Source organism: Streptomyces sp. NPDC048001 (assembly GCF_043203115.1).
Classification (GTDB): domain Bacteria; phylum Actinomycetota; class Actinomycetes; order Streptomycetales; family Streptomycetaceae; genus Streptomyces; species Streptomyces sanyensis.
This window is the reverse complement of sequence record NZ_JBIDBN010000022.1, coordinates 17,717-34,511: the sequence shown is the minus strand read 5'-3', so window position 1 is coordinate 34,511 and position 16,795 is coordinate 17,717. Positions and strand designations below refer to the sequence as shown.

5 protein-coding genes are annotated in these 16,795 nt (G+C 75.5%); all 5 read left to right on the top strand.

Features of this window, described 5'->3' with window-relative positions; translation table 11 throughout:
- Positions 1-151 precede the first annotated feature (151 nt).
- Entirely contained in the window at positions 152-1,003 is an 852-nt protein-coding gene (locus ACGF15_RS28645) for an ABC transporter ATP-binding protein (protein ID WP_362607213.1), read from the top strand.
- Positions 1,004-1,103: 100 nt separating this feature from the next.
- The gene (locus tag ACGF15_RS28640; protein ID WP_392803156.1) at positions 1,104-2,165 is read left to right on the top strand and encodes an iron-siderophore ABC transporter substrate-binding protein; all 1,062 of its coding nucleotides are present in this window, start codon (positions 1,104-1,106) and stop codon (positions 2,163-2,165) included.
- Between the two features lie 139 nt (positions 2,166-2,304).
- Positions 2,305-4,092: an ABC transporter ATP-binding protein gene (locus ACGF15_RS28635; protein ID WP_392803153.1), complete on the top strand. Its 1,788-nt coding sequence runs from the start codon at positions 2,305-2,307 to the stop codon at positions 4,090-4,092.
- 56 nt (positions 4,093-4,148) lie between these two features.
- The gene (locus ACGF15_RS28630) at positions 4,149-15,092 is read left to right on the top strand and encodes an amino acid adenylation domain-containing protein (RefSeq protein WP_392803150.1); all 10,944 of its coding nucleotides are present in this window, start codon (positions 4,149-4,151) and stop codon (positions 15,090-15,092) included.
- Positions 15,079-16,782, top strand: coding sequence for an ABC transporter ATP-binding protein (locus ACGF15_RS28625; RefSeq protein ID WP_345615897.1), 1,704 nt, complete (start codon positions 15,079-15,081; stop codon positions 16,780-16,782). Before ACGF15_RS28630 ends, ACGF15_RS28625 begins: the two co-directional genes overlap by 14 nt.
- The last annotated feature ends 13 nt before the right edge of the window (positions 16,783-16,795 follow it).

Sequence of the window (16,795 nt, the reverse complement as noted above, 5' to 3'; positions counted from 1 at the left end):
GCCCGAACCGCCGCGGCGTACGAGCAGCCAGGACGCCCGGGCGGAGGCACGACGGCCCGTGCCGGGCACCGACCGGCGACCGCACCACCGAGCGGGAGCACCACCGAACGAGCGGGGCAACGCGCGACCGCGCCGACGAAAGGAGGGCCGGGTGGCCGTCCGGTTCACCACCACCACCAGCGAGTCGGACACCGGGGAGAGGGCCCGGCTCGCAGCCAGGGGCGTCACGGTCGGCTACGGGGACCGGACCGTGATCCGGGACCTCGACGCCGTGATCCCGCCCGGTGCCGTCACCACGATCATCGGTCCCAACGGCTGCGGGAAGTCCACACTGCTGCGCACGCTCTCACGCCTGCTCAGGCCGAGCAGGGGGACGGTGGTCCTGGACGGCCAGGACATCGCGGGCCTGCGCACCAGGGACGTGGCGAGAAGGATGGGCCTGCTGCCCCAGTCGCCCGTGGCGCCCGAGGGGCTGACGGTGGCGGACCTGGTCGCCCGTGGGCGCCACCCGCACCAGAGCTGGCTGCGGCAGTGGTCCTCCGACGACGCCGCCGTGGTGGAACGCGCCCTGGCGATGACCGGCGTGCTGGACCTCGCCGACCGGCCCGTGGACGCCCTGTCCGGCGGGCAGCGCCAGCGGGTGTGGATCTCCATGACCCTGGCCCAGGGGACGGACCTCCTCCTGCTCGACGAGCCGACCACCTACCTGGACCTGGCGCACGCGGTCGACGTGCTCGACCTCGTCGACGACCTCCACGAGGCCGGCCGCACCGTGGTGATGGTGCTGCACGACCTCAACCTGGCCGCCCGGTACAGCGACAACCTCGTCGTCATGCGGGAGGGGTCGGTCCTCGCCCAGGGGCATCCCCGCGAGGTGGTCACCGAGGAGCTGCTGCGGGAGGCCTTCGGGCTGCGCGCCCGGGTCATCGACGACCCGGTGGGGGACCGGCCCCTCGTCGTCCCGGTGGGCCGGACCCATGTGGTGACCGACCGGTTCCCCTGAGCAACGACGTCGACCGAGGCGGGGCTCGCCCTGGTCGACCGCACAAGGCGTTCCGGCGAGGTGCCGGACGCGGCAACGGCACGAAAGCAAGGGATCGCTGATGCTTCTTCGGAGAACGACCCCCACGGCCCCTCGGAGGCGGTGGACGACCGCCCTGGCCGCCGCCCTGCTCGGCGCGGGCCTCCTCTCGGGATGCGGCTCCGGCTCCGACTCCGGGAAGGCGGCCGACGGCGACGGGGCCTCCCCGGCCGCCGCCGGCGCGTTCCCGGTCACCGTGGAGCACGCCTTCGGGACCACGGAGGTCACCAAGGCGCCCGAACGGGTCGTCACCGTCGGCTACACCGACGACCAGGCCGTCCTGGCGCTCGGCACCCGGCCGGTGGGCATGGTCGACCAGTACCCGAACCCGCCCGGGCGGTCGCCCGACATCAACACCCAGTGGCCCTGGGTGAAGGACGCGTGGGGCGACGCCCGTCCCGAGGTCGTGATGAGCAACGGCGACTCCGGGCCCGACTACGAGAAGATCGCCGCCCTGAGGCCCGATCTGATCATCGCCGTCTACTCCGAGATCGACAAGGCCGGCTACGGGAAGCTGTCCAGGATCGCGCCCACCGTCGGGCGCACCAGGGCGGAGAAGGAGCCCTTCAGCGCCCCCTGGCAGGACAACGCGCGCCATATCGCCGCCGCGCTCGGCAAGGCCGAGGAGGGCGCGGCCCTGGTCGAGGGCATCCAGGACAAGCTCGACGCGGCACGCGCGGACCACCCGGAGTTCGCGGACCGCACCGCCGTCGCGCTCTCGTGGTACAAGGACTCCGTGGCACCGTTCACCACCACCGACGTACGCGGCCGCCTCGTGACGGGCATCGGCTTCCAGGGGGTCACCGAGATCGACGAGATCGCCGACGGCAGCTTCTACACCGTGCTGTCCCCCGAGCGCATCGACCTCGTCGACGTCGACCACCTCTTCGTGGTCAACGACCGGGCCGACCAGGAGGCGCTGAAGAAGTTCGAGCTGTTCGCCAATCTGCCGGCGGTGAAGCAGGGGAACGTCTCCTATCTCCTGGACAGCGAGGGTCCGGCGGTCGGCGCGGCCATGAGCCAGGGCACCCTGCTGTCCCTGCCGTACGCGATCGACGAACTCGTCGCGTCGGTCCGGCCGTGACGGCGGAGCCGTCGGCGAGCCGGGGCGCCGGACGCCGGTCCGCGGCGAGGCCCGCCGATGCGGCGCCGCGGCCCGGCTCCGCGCGGGTCCCGGCGGTCGCTGCGGTGGCGGCGCCCGCCCGGGTCCCCGGGGACACGGCGTGAGCGCCGTCGGCACCCGGCCGCCGGCCACCGCGCTGCGCACCACGAGCGGCCGGGAGGCTGCCCGCTGGGTCGCGGCGCGGTGCCGGGAGCTGCCCTGGTGGACCGCCGCCACGGTGACCACCACCGTGGCCGGTGCGGCCTTCCAGGTGCTGCCGGTGCTGCTGCTCGGCCGGGTCGTCGACGGCGTGGTCGGGGGCGGGGACCGCTCGTCCCTTCTCGCGGTCGGCGTGCTGCTGGTGGCCGCCGCCCTGCTCGGCGCGGCGGCCACCGCGGCCTCCACCTGGCTGATCGGGCGGCTGGGCGCGGAACTGCTGGCGACGCTGCGCGAGGCGGCGGTGCGGACGGTGCTGGGCATGCCCAGTGCGCGCGTCGAGCAGGTGGGGCGCGGGGACGTGCTCTCCCGGGTGGGCGACGACGTGGCCGTGCTCTCCCGGGGCATCCGCACCGCCGTGCCCACGGTGTTCTCCGCGGGCGTCCTGGTCGCCATCGCCACCATCGGCATGTTCGGGCTCGACTGGCGGCTCGGCCTGGCGGGTGCCGGCGCCCTGCCCGCGTACGCGCTCGCGCTGCGCTGGTACCTGCCCCGCTCCGCTCCCCTGTACCGGCGCCAGCGCGTCGCCCAGGCCGATCGGGCCCAGGCGCTGATCAGCGGGCTGGACGGGATCGGTACGGTGCGCGCCTACCGGCTGGAGGGCGCGTTCCAGGAGAAGGTCACCGAGGAGTCCTGGCGGGTGCGCACCCTCGGCATCGAGGTGTTCCGGCTCTTCGGCCGCTTCGTCGGCCGGGAGAACCGCGCCGAGTTCATCGGCCTCGTGCTGATCATCGGCGTCGGCTACGTCCTGCTGGAGGCCGGTGCCGCCAGCCTGGGCGAGGTGTCGGCCGCGCCGCTGATGTTCCACCGCCTGTTCACACCGCTCGGCGCCATCATGTTCACCTTCGACGAGGCGCAGAAGTCGGGCGCGAGCCTCACGCGGCTGGTCGGCGTGCTGGGGGAGCGCGCCGAGGCCCGCCTGGTCGGCGACGCGGAACCGGTCGGGGACGGGGCACCGCCCCCGGCGGTCGCGGTGGACGCGGTCACCTTCCGGTACCCGGGAGCCGAGGAGCCCGTGCTGAGGGAGGTGTCCCTGGCCATCCCGGCCGGCCGGTCCCTCGCCCTGGTCGGGGCGACCGGGGCGGGCAAGTCGACGCTCGCCGCGCTGGTCGCGGGCATCGGCACGCCCCAGGAGGGGGTGGTGCGCATCGGCACCACCGACCTGGCCGGCGTCGACGGGGCCGGGACCCGCAGGCTGGTGGGCATCCTGACCCAGGAGACCCATGTGTTCTCCGGCACCCTCGCCGAGGACCTGCGGCTGGCCGCCCCCGGGGCGACGGAGGCCGAACTGGAGGACGCGCTGCGCACCGTCGGGGCGGAGGCCTGGGTGCGGGGCCTGCCGCAGGGGCTCGACACCCCGGTCGGCGAGGGGGGCGAACGGCTCGACGGCACCCTGGTCGCGCGGATCGCGCTGGCCCGGCTGGTACTCGGCCGGGCGCCCGTGGTGGTCCTCGACGAGTCGACCGCGGAGGCCGGCAGCGAGGGCGCCGCCGAACTGGAGCGGGCCGTCTCCGCGGCCTGCGCCGGCCGCACCGTGCTGTTCGTGGCGCACCGGCTGACCCAGGCGATGGCCGCCGACCGCATCGCCGTCCTGGGCTGCGGACGGGTGGTGGAGGAAGGGACGCACGAGGAACTGGTGGCTCTCGGGGGCCGGTACGCACGCCTGTGGAGGGCATGGCGGGAAAGTAGTTAGGCAAGCCTTAGTTAGGCTAGGCTAACTTCCGTATCCGGAAGGGGTGTTGGGCTTCGATGATGGATCCGACCGCTCGTCGCGTACTGCTGTCACCCGCGTGCCTGGACGGCGTCAGGCGCCGGACCGGCGACTACACCGACGCCACGATCGCCGGCGCCTGCGCCGTCGGTCTGGCGTACTGGGCCACCGGGGCAGCCCCCCGGGGCCTCGACCTGGGCCCCGGGACGCACTTCGCCGACCTCCTGGGGTGGATCGACAACGGGGGCCCGGTGACCGCCGGCTGGGAGGTGGCCCCCGGCGCCGGGAGCATCGCCCTGCCGCACGGGGTGGACCCGGTCGAGGCCCAGCGGGCCCTCGACGACCTCGCGGACTTCCCCGACCGGCCCGTGGGCACCATAGGCCCGGCGGACGCGGCCTCCCGCCTCGCCCAGCTGGCGCGGTGGAACGACACCGCCGCCCACCGGGAGCGCCCCACCCTGATGGAGCTGTTCCGCGAACAGGCACGTACCCGGCCCGACGCCGTCGCCGTCGTCGACGACACCCGGACCCTGACCTACCGGGAGACCGCCGAGCGCTCGGCCCAGCTCGCCCACCACCTCCTCTCCCTCGGGCTCGGTGAGGAGGCGGTGGTCGGCATCTCCCTGGAGCGCTCCGCCGACATGGTGGTCGCCCTCCTCGGGGTGCTCCAGGCGGGGTGCGCCTTCGTACCGCTCGACCCGCACTGGCCGGCCGCGCGCCGCGCCGTCGTCATCGAGGACGCCGGTGCGGTGCTCCAGCTCAACCACTCGGGCGAGCACCCTCCCCGGGAGGTCGAGGCGCTGGCCGTGGACCTCGGCGACTGGCGGTACGCCACCCGCCCCGAGCGGGCTCCCGGGCTCACCGTGCCCGGCCAGGCCCTGGCCTACGTCATCTTCACCTCCGGCTCCACCGGACGTCCCAAGGGCGCCATGATCCGGCACGAGGCGATCAGCGAACGCCTGCTGTGGCAGGCGGAGGAGATCCTGGGCTTCGGCCCCGAGGACGCCTCGCTGTTCAAGGCGCCCCTGTCGTTCGACATCTCGATCAACGAGATCTTCCTGCCGCTCGTGCGCGGCGGGCGCCTGGTCGTCCTGCGCCCCGGAGGCGAACGCGACCCGCACCACCTGCTGAGCGTGATCTCCGGCAGGCGGGTCACCTTCGCCTACCTGGTGTCCTCCATGCTCGACGTCCTCCTGGAGATCACGGGCGACACCGGACGGCTGGACAGCCTGCGCCACGTCTGGTGCGGGGGCGAGGTGCTCACGCCCGAGCTGTACGAACGCTTCCGCGCCCGGCTCGGCATCCCCCTGTACCACGGCTACGGGCCCGCGGAGACGACGATCGGCGTCTCCCACGTCGTCTACCGCGGTGCCGCGGAGCGGCTGTCGACCTCGATCGGCAGGGCCAACCCCAACACCCGGCTCTACGTGCTCGACGAGCGGCTGCGCCCGGTCCCCGTCGGCGTGGGCGGCGAACTCTACGTGGGGGGCTTCCTCCTCGGACGCGGCTACGCGGGCGCCCCCGGGCTGACCGCCTCCCGGTTCGTCGCCGACCCCTTCGCCGCCGACGGCTCCCGGCTGTACCGGACCGGCGACCTGGCGCGCTACGCCCCCGACGGGACCCTCGACTTCCTCGGCCGCGCCGACAACCAGGTCAAGATCCGCGGGATGCGCCTGGAGATCGAGGACGTCGAGGCGGCACTCGGCGAGCACCCGGGCGTCAGGCACACCTGCGTGGTCGCGAGGAAGAACAGCGCGGGCGGCACCTACCTGGTCGGCTACGTCATCCCCGCCTCCGGCACCGGGGAACTCCACGCGGACGAGGTCGCCGCCTGGGCGTCCGAGCACCTCGTCGAGTACATGGTGCCCGCCCACATCGTCGTGCTCCCCGGGTTCCCGCTCACCGAGGGCGGCAAGGTCGACCGGCGGGCGCTGCCCGAACCCCGCCCGCCGGCCGTCTCCTTCCAGCCGCCCGCCACGGACGCCGAGCGCGCCGTCACCGCGGCCGCGGCCGCGGTGCTCGGGCTCCCGGAGGCCGGCACCGACCAGGACTTCTTCCACCTCGGCGGCGACAGCATCCTGGCCATCTCCCTGATGGCCGCGCTCCGCGACGCCGGACTGTACGTCACCGCCCAGCAGGTCTTCACCCGCTCCACCCTCGGCGCACTGGCGGCGGTGGCGAGCCGCGAGGACCCCTTCACCGCCGCCGCGGACGACGTCCCCACCGGCCCCGTCACCGGGTCGCCCATCGTCCGGTGGCTCGGCGCCACCACCGACGCCGTCGACGGCTTCCTGCAGTCCGTCGTCCTCAACACCCCCGCCGGGCTCACCACCGACGCCCTCGGCACCGTCCTCACCGCCGTACTGCGCCGGCACGACATGCTCCGCGCCACCCTGGTGCGCGGCGAGCACTGGAGCCTGGACGTGCCGGAGGCCGACGGCGCCGTCGCCGCCTGGCAGGAGAGCTCCCTGCCCCTGGACGACTGCCTCGCCCTCGCCGCCGCCGCACTCGACCCCGACCGCGGGGCGATGCTCCACGCCGTCTGGCGCCGCGACGAGCGCCAACTGGTCCTCGCGGCACACCACGTGGTGATCGACGGGGTGTCCTGGCGGATCCTCATGGACGACCTCGCCACCGCGTGGCGGCAGTACGCCGCGGGCCGGCCCGTGGAACTCCCCCCGGTGGGGACCTCCTTCCGCTACTGGACCGGACTGCTGCAGCGCGCGGACTTCGGCGCCCACCGGGCCCGGGCCGCCCGGCCCCTCCCCGGCCCCGACCTGCCGCTCGGCCGCCGGGCGCTGTGCGCGGACGACACCGTGGCACGGGAGCGGGCGCGGACGGTGACCGTGGACGAGGCCACCACGGCCGCGTTGCTGGGCGAGATCCCGGCGCGGTTCCACGCCGGCGTCGACGACGTCCTGCTGACCGCCCTCGCCGTCGCCCTCGCCCGCCTGCGCCGCGACCGGGGGCAGGACCAGACCTTCGCCCACATCGAACGGGAGGGCCACGGACGGGAGGTGCGGGTGGTCGCGGAGGCCACCGGCCACGAGGCGGACCTCTCGCGCACCGTCGGCTGGTTCACCACGCTCTTCCCCGTCACCGTCGACCCCGGCGGCACCGGCGACTTCACCCGTCCCGACTACCTGGCGACCGCCCTGAAGGCCGTCAAGGAAGACCTCTCGCAGGTGCCGGGCAACGGCCTGCCCCACGGCGTGCTGCGCCATCTGGACGGCATCGACACCGGCACCCCGGCCCCGCAGGTCCTCTTCAACTACCTCGGCCGCTTCGAGGCCGGCTCCTCGCAGGACTGGCGCCCCGCCGGCACCACCACCGGCCGGCTCGGGGAGCGGCGCGACCCGGGGATGCGCCTGCCGCGCCCGCTGGAGTTCAACGCGATCGCCGAGCCCGGACCGTCCGGCGGCCACGAACTGGCCTTCACCGTCACCTGGCCGGAGGGCGTCTTCACCGACGAGGACGCCGCCGCCCTGGGAAGCCACCTCCAGGAGGCCCTGCGGGGCCTCGCCTCCCTCGAAGGAGGCGGCCACACCCCGTGCGACTTCCGGCCCCTGCGCCTGACCCAGGCCGATGTCGACGCCCTGGACGGACCGGCCCTGCGCGACGTGCTGCCGCTGACCCCGCTCCAGGAGGGCCTGTACTTCCACTCGGTCTTCGACGAGGACACCGCGGGCGCCTACGTGGAACAGCAACTGCTGGAACTGGAAGGGGAAGTGGACGCCGAGCGCCTCTCGGCGGCGGCCACCCGGCTGCTCGCCGTCTTCCCCAACCTGGCGGCCCGGTTCACCGCCCTCGCCGACGGCCGGGTCGTGTCGGTGATCGAGGACGGCCGCACGGCCCCCTTCAGCACCCTCGAACGCCCCGGCATCACCGACACCGAACTCCGCGCCCTGGCCGAGCGGGACCGGCGCGCCGGCTTCGACCTCGCCGAGGGCCCGCTGATGCGCTACCTCCTCGTCCGCGCCGGGTCCGGGCGGAACGTCCTGGTGCAGACCGTGCACCACATCGTCGCCGACGGCTGGTCGGTCGCGCCGATGCTCCGCGCGCTCCTCGACGAGTACCACGCACCCGGCTCCGTCCACCCGGTCGGCCGGTTCGCCGACCACGTACGCCGGCTCGCCGCGCTGGACCGGCAGGAGAGCGCCCGCGTCTGGGACGCGGAACTCGCGGGCCTGACCTCCTCCTCGCTGGTGGCCGAGGGGCACACCCCCTCCGCACGGTTCGCCGAGGTCCGCCGGGCCGCCGGGCTCGACCTCGACGCGGCGGCGCGGGCGGCCGGGGTGCCGCTGAGCGCCGCCGTGCACAGCGCGTGGGCCCTCGCGCTGGGCCGCATCCTCGACCGCACGGACGTGGTGTTCGGCTCCACGGTCTCCGGACGGGACGCGGACGTGCCGGGGATCGAGGACATGGTGGGCCTGCTCATCAACACCGTGCCCGTACGCGCCAGGTGGACGGCCGCCACCACCGCCCGGGAACTGCTCGACTCCGTGCGCGCGCACCAACTGGCGGTGCTGCCGCACCTGCACGTCGCGCTCACGGACCTCGGACGCCGGGCCGGTGACGGCACCGGGCCGCTCTTCGACACCCTGGTCGTCTTCGACGTCGCCACCGACCCCGCCGCCCTGCGCCGCCCCGGACACACCCTCGCCGTGACCCGGGTGGACAGCGAGGGCGCCCCCCACTACCCCCTGACCCTCGTCGTGGAGCGCACCCCCGCGGGCCGCCCCCTGCTCCACCTCGTCCACGACGGCGCCCTGCTGCCGCAGACCGGCGCCCGCGCGCTCCTCGACACCGTCGACGAGATCCTCACCGCGCTGCTCACCCGGCCGGACACCCCCGTCGCCCCGCTCGCGACCCGGCCGGAGAAGCTCCCGGCCCCCCTCGCCCCGGTGACCCTGCACGGCCTGTTCGACGCGGCGGCGCGCCGCGACCCGGCCGCCTCCGCCGTCACCGAATGCCGCCTCGACGGGAGCACCCGCACACTGACCTACGGCGAACTGGCCGCGGCCAAGGACGGCCTCGCCCGCACCCTGCGCGCCGCGGGCACCGGGCCGGGCTCCCGCGTCGCCGTGGCCGTGCCGCCCTGCGCGGACCAGACCGTCGCCCTGCTCGCCGTCGCCTCCGCGGGCGGCGCCTACGTGCCCCTGGACCTCGCGCACCCGGACGAACGCCTGGCCCACCTGCTCGCCGACGCAGCCCCCCAGGCCGTCCTGGTGGCCGCCGGCCTGCGCGAGCGCTTCACCCGCCTGCTCGCCCGCGCAGGCGTCCCGGCCCGGCTCCTCGTCCAGGGCGAGGAGCCCGCGCCCTCCGACGACCCGCCGGAGCCCCCGGCCGCGGGATCCGCCGCCGCACGGGACGCCGGACCGCAGGACCCCGCGTACGTGATCTACACCTCCGGCTCCACCGGACGCCCCAAGGGCGTCGTCGTCCCGCACCGGAGCGTGGTCGCCCTGCTCGCCCGCACCCGGGCGGAGATGGACGTCGGCCCCGCGGACGTATGGGTCCAGTTCCACTCCTACGCCTTCGACTTCGCCGTCTGGGAACTGTGGGGCGCCCTCGCCCACGGCGCCGAACTGCTCGTTCCCGAGTACGCGCTGACCCGCTCCCCGGTGGACTTCCACCGGCTGGTCCGCGAACGCTCCGTGACCGTGCTCAACCAGACCCCCTCGGCCTTCCACCGCTTCATCGAGGCCGACCGGCGCTCCGGGGCACCCGTCACCTCGCTCCGGCGCGTCGTCTTCGGAGGGGAGGCGCTCGACCTCTCCCGGCTGCGGGACTGGGTCGGGACGTACGGCACCACCGCCCCCGAACTCGTCAACATGTACGGCATCACCGAGACCACCGTCCATGTCACCCACCGCGTGCTCACCGCCGAGGACTTCGAGGCCGACGAGGACGCCGGCCCCCTCGGGGGCCCCATCCCCGGCCTGGCCGTCCATCTGCTCGACGAGCGCCTGCGCCCGGTGCCCCCGGGCCGCGTGGGCGCCCTCTACGTCTCCGGCGACCAGCTGTCGCTCGGCTACCTCGGGCGGCCCGGGCTCACCGCGGGACGCTTCGTGGCCGACCCCTTCCGGGCCGACGGCTCCAGGATGTACCACACCGGCGATCTCGCCCGGCGCACCATCGACGGCGAGCTGCGCTTCGTCGGCCGGGCCGACGACCAGGTGCAGCTCAAGGGCTACCGCATCGAGCCGGGCGAGGTGGAAGCGGCGCTCCGGGCACTCGACGGGGTCGTCGACGCGGCCGTCACCGTCGCCGAGGAGGGCGACCACCTGGTGGCGCACCTCGTCGGGACGCCGCCCGCGGACGCCGCCGCCCGGCTCGCCGCCACGCTCCCGGCGCACATGGTGCCCGCCCGGATCCTGCCCCTGGACGCCCTGCCCCTGACGGTCAACGGCAAGCTGGACCGTGCGGCCCTGGCCCGCCGCGCGGCCGAGGCACCCGAGCCGGCGCCCGCCGGCCGGGGCGCGGCGGCCGACGCGCTCGCCGTGCTGATGGAGGTCTTCGCCGAGGCACTGCCCGGCTCCTCCGTCGACGCCGACACCGACTTCTTCGCCGCGGGCGGCGACAGCATCGTCGCCATCACCGTCATCAACCGTGCCCGCGCGCTGGGCCTGCCCATGGCCCCGCGCGACGTCTTCCTGCTGCGGACCCCCCGGGCCCTCGCCGGGCACCTCGCCGGGCGCACCCCGGCGGCCCCCGCCCCCGCACCGGTCTCCGCGCGCCCCGCCGACGGCCCGCTCGTACCGACGCCGATGATCCTGCGCCGGCGCGCGATGGGCGCGACGACCGCCCGGTTCGCGCAGGCCAGGGTCCTCGACGCCCCCGAGGGCACCGGCCCGGCGGACGCCGTGCGCGCCGCGGACGCGGTCCTGGCCGCCCACCCGGCGCTCCGGCTGCGACTGCGCGACGAGCACGGGGTGTGGTCCCTGCGCACCGAGCCCGCCCGCGCGGCGCGGGTGACCCGCGCCAAGGACACGGCCGCCGCGACCGCCGCTCACGCGGCGGCCGGGGCGCTCGACCCCGCCACCGGGGAGGTCGTCGCCTTCACCTGGCTGGAAGACCGCCGCGCCCTCCTCGTCACCGCCCACCACTTCGCCGTCGACGCGGTGTCCTGGCTGATCCTGCTCCAGGACCTCGCGGCCGCGATGCGCGGCGAGCCCCTCCCACCGCCGACCACCTCCTACGCCGAGTACGCCGAGGCGCTGGCCGCCGACGCCGCACCGGCCGTCGAGCACCTCGGCCACTGGCTCGACACCCTCGCCGCCCCCGCGCTGCTGCCCGGGCCCGCGCGGGTGCGCCGGATCGCCGTCGCCCTCCCCGCCGAGGTGAGCGACCGGGTGACCCTCACCGCTCCCGCGGCCCTCGGCATCGGCCTCACCGAGCTGCTGTGCGGCGCGCTGCGGACCGCGCTGACGGCCGTCCAGCCCGTTCCGGGCGACCTCGCCGTCGACCTGGAGCGGCACGGCCGGGACCCCGTCCGCGCGGACCACGACTACACCCGCACCGTGGGCTGGTTCACCGCCATCGCGCCCGTGCGCCTGGGCCCGCACACCGATCCCGTCGCCGCCGCCCGCGAGGTGGCCGGCCGGCAGACCGACGGCACCGCGCACCTGTCCTACGGCCTGCTCCGGTACCTCAACCCGCAGACCGCCCCGCTGCTGGGCGCCACCCGCCCCCAGGTGCTCTTCAACTACCTCGGGCGGGGCGAGGAGTCCCTCGCGCCCCACATCGCCGCCGAGGACGACGGCCGCCCCTACGCCGTCGAGGCCGACACCTGGACGGACGCCGCCACCGGCCGCCTCCACGCGGCCTTCACCCTCGCCGAGGGCATCCCCGACGCCCTCGCCGGGCACTGGTCCGAGGCGCTGCACCGCATCGCCGACGCCGCCCTGTCCGCCGAGCGCACGGCGCCCGTCACCCCCCTCCAGCGCGGCCTGTACTACCAGGCCCAGCTGGCCGGGACGGGCGCACCCTACGTCGCGCAGAGCTGGTTCACCTTCGACCGGCGCCTCGAACCCGCCGCCCTGTCCCGGGCGATGGAGCACGTCGCCGCCCGCCACCCCGTGGTGGGCGCGGGCTTCACCTCCGACGGGGACGGCGCACCCGTCCAGGTGCTGGCCGCGGGCCGGCGCTTCCCCGTGAGGGAGGCCGAGGCCGCCGACGAGGCGGAGGCGGAGGCGCTGCGCGCCCGGGACCGCGAGGCGGGCTTCGACCCGGCCGAACCGCCGCTGGTCCGGCTGACCGTGGTCCGCCTGCCCGGCGGTCGCGACGGCCTGCTGCTGAGCTACCACCTGCTGCTGTGGGACGGCTGGTCGCGGGAGACCGTGCTGCGCGAGCTGTTCGACGCCTACCGGGCCGTCCTCGCGGGCGAGGTACTCCGGCCCGTCCCCGCCGCGCCCTCGTTCGAGGACTGCGCCCGCGCGCTCGACGCCCGGGACCCCGAGGCGGCCGAGCGCTTCTGGGCCGGGCATCTCGCCGGGCTGAGCGGGCCGACGCTCGTGTCCGGCGCCACCCCGCCGCAGGGCGACGGCGCACCGCGCACCCTGGTCCGGGCGCTGTCCGAGGAGGAGTCGCAGCGGCTGCGCCGGGCCGCGACCGAGCACGGCGTCACCCTCAACTCGGTGCTCACCGGGGCTCTCGGCCTGGTGCTGGGCGCCCGCACCGGACGCGCCGACGCGGTCTTCGGCACGACCGTCTCCGGTCGCGAGGGAGAGGGGCTCGCCGGCGTGGTGGGCGTGCTCCTCAACACCGTGCCCCAGTGGACCCGCCCCCGCCCCGGCGACACGGTCGCCGCGTACCTGACCGCCGTGCAGCGCGACCGCGTCGCGGCCATGGACCACGAGTGGCTCGGGCTCGGCGAGATCCAGCGGGCCGCCGGCCACGACACCCTCTTCGACACCCTCTTCGTGCTCCAGAACTTCCTGGACACGGACGCGTTCGCCCGGATGAACGCGGCGAACGGCATCACGGGCGTGAGCGCCGACGACTCCACCCACTACCCGTTCACCTGGGTCGTCACCCCCGGCGACCGGCTCACCGTCAAACTGGAGTACCGCGACGGGGACACCGCCCGCGCGCAGCGCCTGTTCGACGACTACCTGCGCACCCTCGGCGACCTGGTCCGCTCCGCAGGACCGGTGGCCGCACTGGGGCGCAGGCCCGCGGAACCGCGCCCGGCCGAACGCGTCGCCATCGGCACGGACACGGTGGTCGACCACTTCGACCGCGCCGCCGACCGCCACCCCGGGCGGGTGGCCCTCGTCGCCGACGGCCGGGCCATGACCTTCGCCGAACTGCGCGACCGCAGCCGGGCCGTGGCCGGGGTGCTGGCCCGGCGGGGCATCGGCCCCGGGGCGACCGTGGGGCTCGCCCTCCCCCGCTCCCTCGACTCGATCGCGGCGATCTTCGCCGTGCTGCGCACCGGCGCCGCCTACGTGCCCCTGGAACTGGACCACCCGGACGAGCGCCTGGCCGCCGTCGTGGAAGACGCCCGCCCCCGGGTGATCCTCACCGTCTCCCCGGTAAGCCCGCGGCTCGGCGGGGAACTCGTGGAGCTGGACCGGCCCCTTCCCGAGGCCCCGCCCCTCACCGCCTTCGCCCCGGGGGACCCCGAGCGCCTGCGGAACCCCGCGTACGTCATCTACACCTCCGGCTCGACCGGGCGGCCCAAGGGCGTGGTGACCGAGCACGCCGGCCTCACCAACATGCTGCTCAACCACCGGCGCCGGATCTTCGCCCCGGTGCTCGCACGGCACGGGGGGCGGGTCCTCAGGATCGCCCACACCGTGTCCTTCGCCTTCGACATGTCCTGGGAGGAGCTGCTGTGGCTCGCCGACGGGCACGAGGTGCACGTCTGCGACGAGGAACTGCGCCGCGACGCCCCCCGGCTGGTCGCCTACTGCCGCGACCACGCCGTCGACGTCGTCAACGTCACGCCCACCTACGCCGGTCACCTGGTGGCCGAGGGCCTGCTCGACCCGGCCGGGCACCCCCCGGCGCTGGTGCTGCTCGGCGGGGAGGCCGTCACCCCCGCGCTGTGGCGGCGGCTCGCCGACACCGGGGGGACCGTCGGCTACAACCTGTACGGGCCCACCGAGTACACCATCAACACGCTCGGGGCAGGCACCTTCGACTGCGCCGACCCGGTGGTGGGGGTGCCCGTCGACAACACCGAGGCCCATGTGCTCGACCCCTGGCTCAGGCCGGTTCCGGACGGCGTCCCCGGCGAGCTGTACGTCTCCGGCGTCGGACTGGCCCGCGGATACCTGGACCGGCCGGACCTCACCGCCGGATCGTTCACGGCCTGCCCCTTCGGCGCGCCGGGCGAGCGGATGTACCGCACCGGCGACCTGGTCCTGCGGCGCCCCGACGGACGGCTCGCGTACCTGGGGCGCACCGACCGGCAGATCAAGATCCGCGGTCACCGCGTCGAGCCGGCCGAGGTCGAGGCCGCGTTCGCGGCCCACCCGGCGGTGCGCTTCGCGGCCGCCGTCGCACAGCCCGACCCCGCCGCCGACGGCGCCCACCGGCTGGCCGCCTACCTGGTGCTCGACGGCTCCGACCTCGCCTCGGTCGCCGCCGAGGTGGGCGCCGGACTGCCGGACTTCCTGCGTCCGACCCACTACGCGGAGGTCGGCGGCATCCCCCTGACCGTGAACGGGAAGGTCGACACCACGGCCCTGCCCGACCCCAGGCCCCTGGGCCTCCTGCCCGGCGCGAAGGGGCGGGCCCCGCGGCCGGGGACCGAGACCGAGGTGTGCGCCTCCTTCGCCGAGGCACTGGATCTCGACGACGAGGAGGTGAGCGCGGTGAGCGACTTCGTGTCCCTCGGCGGGCATTCCATGCTGGCGGTACGGTTGGCCGGACTGCTGCGCCGTGCGTACGGCCCGGTGGTCACCATCCGCGACCTGCTGACCCTGCGCACCCCCGAAGCGATTGCCCGGCACCTCGATGACCGATCCTGACATCCCGGGGCCCCGGACGGGGGCGGGCATCCTGCGGACCGCACTGCGGCGGAACATCGGCGCCATGGCCTCGGGCACGGCCCTGATGGGCCTGTACCAGGCGGGGGAGACGGCCTTCCCCATCGCCCTGGGCCTGATCGTCGAGCACACGATGCAGGACCGCAGCCCCGGCTCGCTGGCCCGTTCGGTGGCCGGGCTGGCCGTGATCATCACGGTCGTCTCGCTCTCGTGGCGCTTCGGGATGCGCGTCCTGCAGAAGGCCAACACGACCGAGGCGCACCGCTGGCGCACCCGGGTGGCGGCCTGCGGGCTCCAGCCGGTGGCCAGGGACGTCGGGCTGAAGTCCGGGGAGGTGCTCACCGTCGCCACCGAGGACGCCGACCAGACCGCCGACATCATCGAGGTGGTGCCGCTGCTGATCAGCTCCCTGGTCGCGGTGGCGGTCGCCGCCGTGGCACTGGGAAGGGCCAGCGTCCACCTGGGCCTGCTGGTGGTGCTCGGCACCGCGGCCATCCTGTCGGTGCTGGGCGTGATGTCCCGGCGGATCGGCACCGGCACCCGCGAGCAGCAGGCCCGGGTGGCGCGTGCGGGGGCCAAGGTCGCCGACCTGATCACCGGGCTGCGGGCCCTCCACGGCTTCGGCGGCAACCACGCGGCCTTCCGCTCCTACCGCAAGGTCAGCGAGGAGGCGAAGCGGCAGGCCGTCACCGTCGCCCGGGTGAACGGCGTCTACGCGGGCACCGCCCTCGCCCTGAACGCCGCCCTCGCCGCGGCCGTCACCCTCACCGCGGGCGTGCTCGCCTTCGAGGGCGCCATCGGCATCGGCGACCTGGTCATGGCCGTGGGACTGGCGCAGTTCATCATGGAGCCCCTGAAGCTGTTCTCGGAGATGCCCAAGTACGTGATGATGGCGCGGGCCTCGGCCGACCGGATGGCCCTGGTGCTCGCCGCGCCACCGGTGGCGGTGCCGGGCACCGGGAGCCCGGCCGCCGACCGCCTGGACCTGCGGGTGACGGACCTGCACCACGGCTCCCTGCGGGGGCTGACGTTCCGGGTGCGGGCGGGCGAGTTCGCGGCGATCGCCGCCCGCCGCCCCCGGGAGGGTGCCGACCTCGCATCGGTGCTCGCTGCCGAGGCCCCGCCCGGCTCCTACCGGGGCGCGGTGCACGTGGGCGGCGAGGAGCTCGCCGGGCTGGCGGTCGAGGCGCTCCGCGCCCGCATGCTCGTCAACCCCTACGACGGGGAGATCTTCGCGGGCACGCTGCGCACCAACATCGACCCGGCCGGGACCAGCGGTCTGGTGGCCGAGGCCGTCGAGGCGTCCCTGCTGACCGATGTCGTGGCGCTGCACCGGGAAGGGCTCGACCACGGCGTCCGGGACCGGGGCGCCAACCTGTCCGGGGGGCAGCGGCAGCGGCTCTCCCTCGCCCGCGCCCTCGCCGCCGACGCCGGCATCCTGGTGCTGCACGACCCCACCACCGCCGTGGACGCGGTGACCGAGCAGCTCATCGCACGCAATCTCGCCAAGCTGCGCCGGGGGCGGACCACGGTGGTGATCACCAGCAGCCCGGCCCTGCTGGACGCCGCCGACCGCGTGCTGGTGCTGGAGGACGGCGCGGTCACGGCCGAGGGCGACCACCGTGTGCTGCTGGCCGCGGACGAGGACTACCGGCGGGCCGTGGCCCGCTGACGGGACCTCAGGG